This window comes from Streptomyces sp. DvalAA-14 (assembly GCF_900091855.1).
Classification (GTDB): Bacteria; Actinomycetota; Actinomycetes; order Streptomycetales; family Streptomycetaceae; genus Actinacidiphila.
In genome coordinates this window covers 1-3,409 of the sequence record NZ_FMCH01000379.1, presented here as the reverse complement: position 1 = coordinate 3,409, position 3,409 = coordinate 1, and the positions used below count along the sequence as shown (strand labels likewise).

Below are 3,409 nucleotides of genomic sequence, written 5' to 3'. Positions count from 1 at the left end.
CTCGGGGACCACCGGCAGGCCCGGCGGGGCGGTGCTGGCCGCGCCCGCCGCGAAGACCTGCTTGACCAGGCGGTCCTCCAGGGACTGGTAGGACAGCACCGCGATCCGGCCGCCGACCGCGAGGGCGCTGACCGCCGCCGGTACGGCCCGCTCCAGGACGGTGAGCTCGCCGTTGACCTCGATCCGCAACGCCTGGAAGGTCCGCTTGGCGGGATTGCCGCCGGTCCGCTTGGCCGCCTGCGGCAGCGCCTGACGGATCAGCTCCACCAGCCGTCCGCTGTTGGTGAAGGGCTCCCGCTCGCGCTCCCGGGCCACCGCGTCCACGATCTTGCGGGCGAACTTCTCCTCGCCGTAGGCGCGCAGGATCCGGACCAGCTCGCCGGGCGGATAGGTGTTGAGCACCTCGGCGGCGCTGATCCCGGTCGACTGGTCCATCCGCATGTCCAGCGGCGCATCCTGCGCGTAGGCGAAGCCGCGGTCGGCCTCGTCCAGCTGCATGGAGGACACGCCGAGGTCGAACAGGACGCCCTGCACGCGGGGCACGCCCAGCCGCTCCAGCACCGCGGGCAGCTCGTCGTAGACGGCGTGCACGAGGGTGGCGCGGTCGCCGAAGGGCGCCAGGCGCTCGGCGGACAGCTTCAGCGCCTCCTGGTCGCGGTCGACGGCGATCAGCCGGGCGGCCGGAAAGGTGCTCAGCAGCGCCTCGCTGTGGCCGCCGAGCCCGAGCGTGGCGTCCACCACCACCGCGCCCGGCTGGGCCAGCGCGGGCGCCAGCAGGTCGAGGCAGCGCCGCAGCATCACGGGAATGTGCCGCTGGGGTGGGGACGGGTTGCTCATAGGGGCCTTTTTCTGGGTTTTCCGGGATCGTGCGCGGTGGTGCGGGGTCGGACGCCCGGAGGGGCGCGGAGGGATCGGGCGCGGTGGGGGCGGCCGCCGTCGGCCGGGCGGTCGGACGTAGGACCTGGTCCCCGCCCGCTCGGGAGAAACGTTCCCCTGGCACCGGGGAAGTGGCGCCGGCGGAAGCGAGCCGGAGAGCGGGAGGAGGCCGGGCCGTACGTCCGCACGGGTGGTACGGCGCCGGGTACGGGGGCCGCGCGGCCACCGGGAGAGGGCGGGGCCGCGCTCACAGTAATCCGGGCGGAACCTCCTCGGACAGGGCCGAAAAAGGTGTCCTCCTGGGCCGCCAGATAGCCTTCCCAGGCATCCGCCGCCCAGATCTCCACCCGGGTGTTCGCGCCGATCACCGCGCAGTCGCGGACCAGCCCGGCGTACTCCCGCAGCGGCTGCGGCACCGTCACCCGGCCCTGCTTGTCCGGCACCTCGTCATGGGCCCCGGCGAACAGCACCCGCAGATAGTCGCGGGCGGACTTGGAGGTGAGGGGGGCAGCCGACAGCCGCTCGGTGGCCGCCGTGAAGCCGGCCACCGGCCACACGCACAGACAGCGCTCCTGCCCACGGGTGATGACCAGTCCGTCGGCGAGCGCGTCCCGGAACCGGGCGGGCAGCACCAGCCGGTTCTTGTCGTCCAGTCGAGGGGTGTACGTCCCGAGGAACACGGCCCACCTCCCGCAGACGGCACCACTTCGCGCCACTTTACTCCACCATGCCCCACGGTCAACGAAATCCGGAGCGGGCGCGCCCCGCCACAGCCGGGGGTCAACCGCTACCGTCATCTACATGTCGATATCTGCCAGCGGCCTCAACGGCCCCTCCGAGCCCTCCGCGACTCCCCCGGGGTCCGCCGGGACCGCTTCCGTCACCGACCGGCTCGTCGCAGCCAACCAGCGCTACGCCGCCGCCTTCCACGACCCGGGCATGGACGCCCAGCCGGTGCTGGGGGTCGCGGTGGTCGCCTGCATGGACGCCCGCATCGACCTGCACAAAGCGCTCGGCCTGGAACTGGGCGACTGCCACACCATCCGCAACGCCGGCGGCGTGGTCACCGACGACACCATCCGTTCCCTCACCATCAGTCAGCGCGCGCTGGGCACCCGTTCGGTGGTGCTCATCCACCACACCGGCTGCGGCCTGCAGAGCATCACCGAGGACTTCCGCCGCGAACTGGAGCAGGAGGTGGGCCAGCGCCCGACCTGGGCGGTCGAGGCGTTCACCGATGTCGACCAGGACGTCCGGCAGTCCATGGCCCGGGTCCGCACCTCCCCGTTCCTGGCCCATACGGACGACGTGCGCGGCTTCGTTTTCGATGTCCGGACCGGCCTGCTGCGGGAAATCACGAACTCGTAACGGCTGGCGAGTGACGTGGACCGCCACGTAAGGGAAGAATGCATCCTGCGGCACGTCTCGTCACGAACGGACGTTGCCCAGTTCGGGGAGGGCCGGTCCAGGGATGACCGTGTCCCTAGGAACAGGCCGAGGAGTACCGGGTGACGACCATTGACCCACGAGCAAGCCTCAGCGATCTGACCACGACCGCGGATCGGGTCCGCCGCAGCGTGGAGAGTGTGATCGAAGGCAAGCCGGAGGTCGTACGCATCGCGCTGACCGTTCTGCTCGCCGAAGGGCATCTGCTGATCGAGGACGTGCCGGGCGTAGGCAAGACCATGCTGTCGAAGGCACTGGCCCGCTCGATCGACTGCTCGGTGCGGCGGATCCAGTTCACGCCGGACCTGCTGCCCTCGGACATCACCGGGGTCAGTGTCTTCGACCAGCAGCGGCGCGACTTCGAGTTCAAACCGGGGGCGATCTTCGCGCAGATCGTGGTGGGCGACGAGATCAACCGCGCCTCCCCCAAGACCCAGTCGGCACTCCTGGAGTCCATGGAGGAGCGGCAGGTCACCATCGACGGCACCACGTACGAACTGCCGAGTCCCTTCATGGTGATCGCCACCCAGAACCCCGTCGAGATGGAGGGCACCTATCCCCTGCCGGAGGCCCAGCGGGACCGTTTCACCGCCCGGGTCTCCATCGGTTACCCCAGCCCCGACTCCGAGCTGAAGATGCTCGAGATGCACGGCGGCGCCTCCCCGCTGGACGACCTCCAGCCGGTGGCGCACGCGCACGAGATCGTCAAACTCATCGAGGCCGTCCGGCAGGTGTACGTCGCCGACCCGGTCCGCCGGTACGCCGTGACCCTGGTCGGCGCCACCCGCAACCACCCGGACCTGCGGCTGGGCGCCTCACCGCGGGCCACCTTGCACCTGATCCGGGCGGCCCGGGCCTCCGCCGCGCTCGACGGACGGGACTACGTGCTGCCCGACGACGTGCAGTCGCTGGCCGCCTCCGTGCTGGCGCACCGTCTGCTGCCCACCGCGCAGGCCCAGTTGAACCGGCGCACCCCCGAGCAGGTGGTGGCCGAGATCGTGCAGCGGGTGCCGGTGCCGGACCCGTCGGCCGGCAACTGGCCGCAGCCGGGCGCCATGGGCAGCCGGGGCCTGTGATGGCCCCGCCC

General features: G+C 71.5%; 4 protein-coding genes. 2 read left to right on the top strand and 2 right to left on the bottom strand.

All coding sequences use genetic code 11. The annotated features are described in order from the left end of the window. The coding region (rsmH, locus tag GA0115240_RS19730; RefSeq protein ID WP_093738048.1) for a 16S rRNA (cytosine(1402)-N(4))-methyltransferase RsmH at positions 1-837 on the bottom strand (837 nt) is incomplete at its 3' end. After that, positions 834-1,556 (bottom strand): division/cell wall cluster transcriptional repressor MraZ, encoded by a 723-nt coding sequence (gene mraZ, locus GA0115240_RS35670; RefSeq protein WP_218087433.1) that lies wholly within the window; start codon positions 1,554-1,556, stop codon positions 834-836. The genes mraZ and rsmH, both read right to left, overlap by 4 nt. A 121-nt stretch (positions 1,557-1,677) precedes the next feature. Here mraZ and GA0115240_RS19720 point away from each other — a divergent pair, with 121 nt between their 5' ends. Together GA0115240_RS19720 and GA0115240_RS19715 are read left to right on the top strand one after the other, a co-directional pair. After that, the gene (locus GA0115240_RS19720; RefSeq protein WP_093738046.1) at positions 1,678-2,244 is read left to right on the top strand and encodes a beta-class carbonic anhydrase; all 567 of its coding nucleotides are present in this window, start codon (positions 1,678-1,680) and stop codon (positions 2,242-2,244) included. A gap of 140 nt (positions 2,245-2,384) precedes the next feature. Beyond that, on the top strand, positions 2,385-3,398 hold the full coding sequence (locus GA0115240_RS19715) for an AAA family ATPase (RefSeq protein WP_093738044.1): 1,014 nt from the start codon (positions 2,385-2,387) through the stop codon (positions 3,396-3,398). Positions 3,399-3,409: the final 11 nt, after the last annotated feature.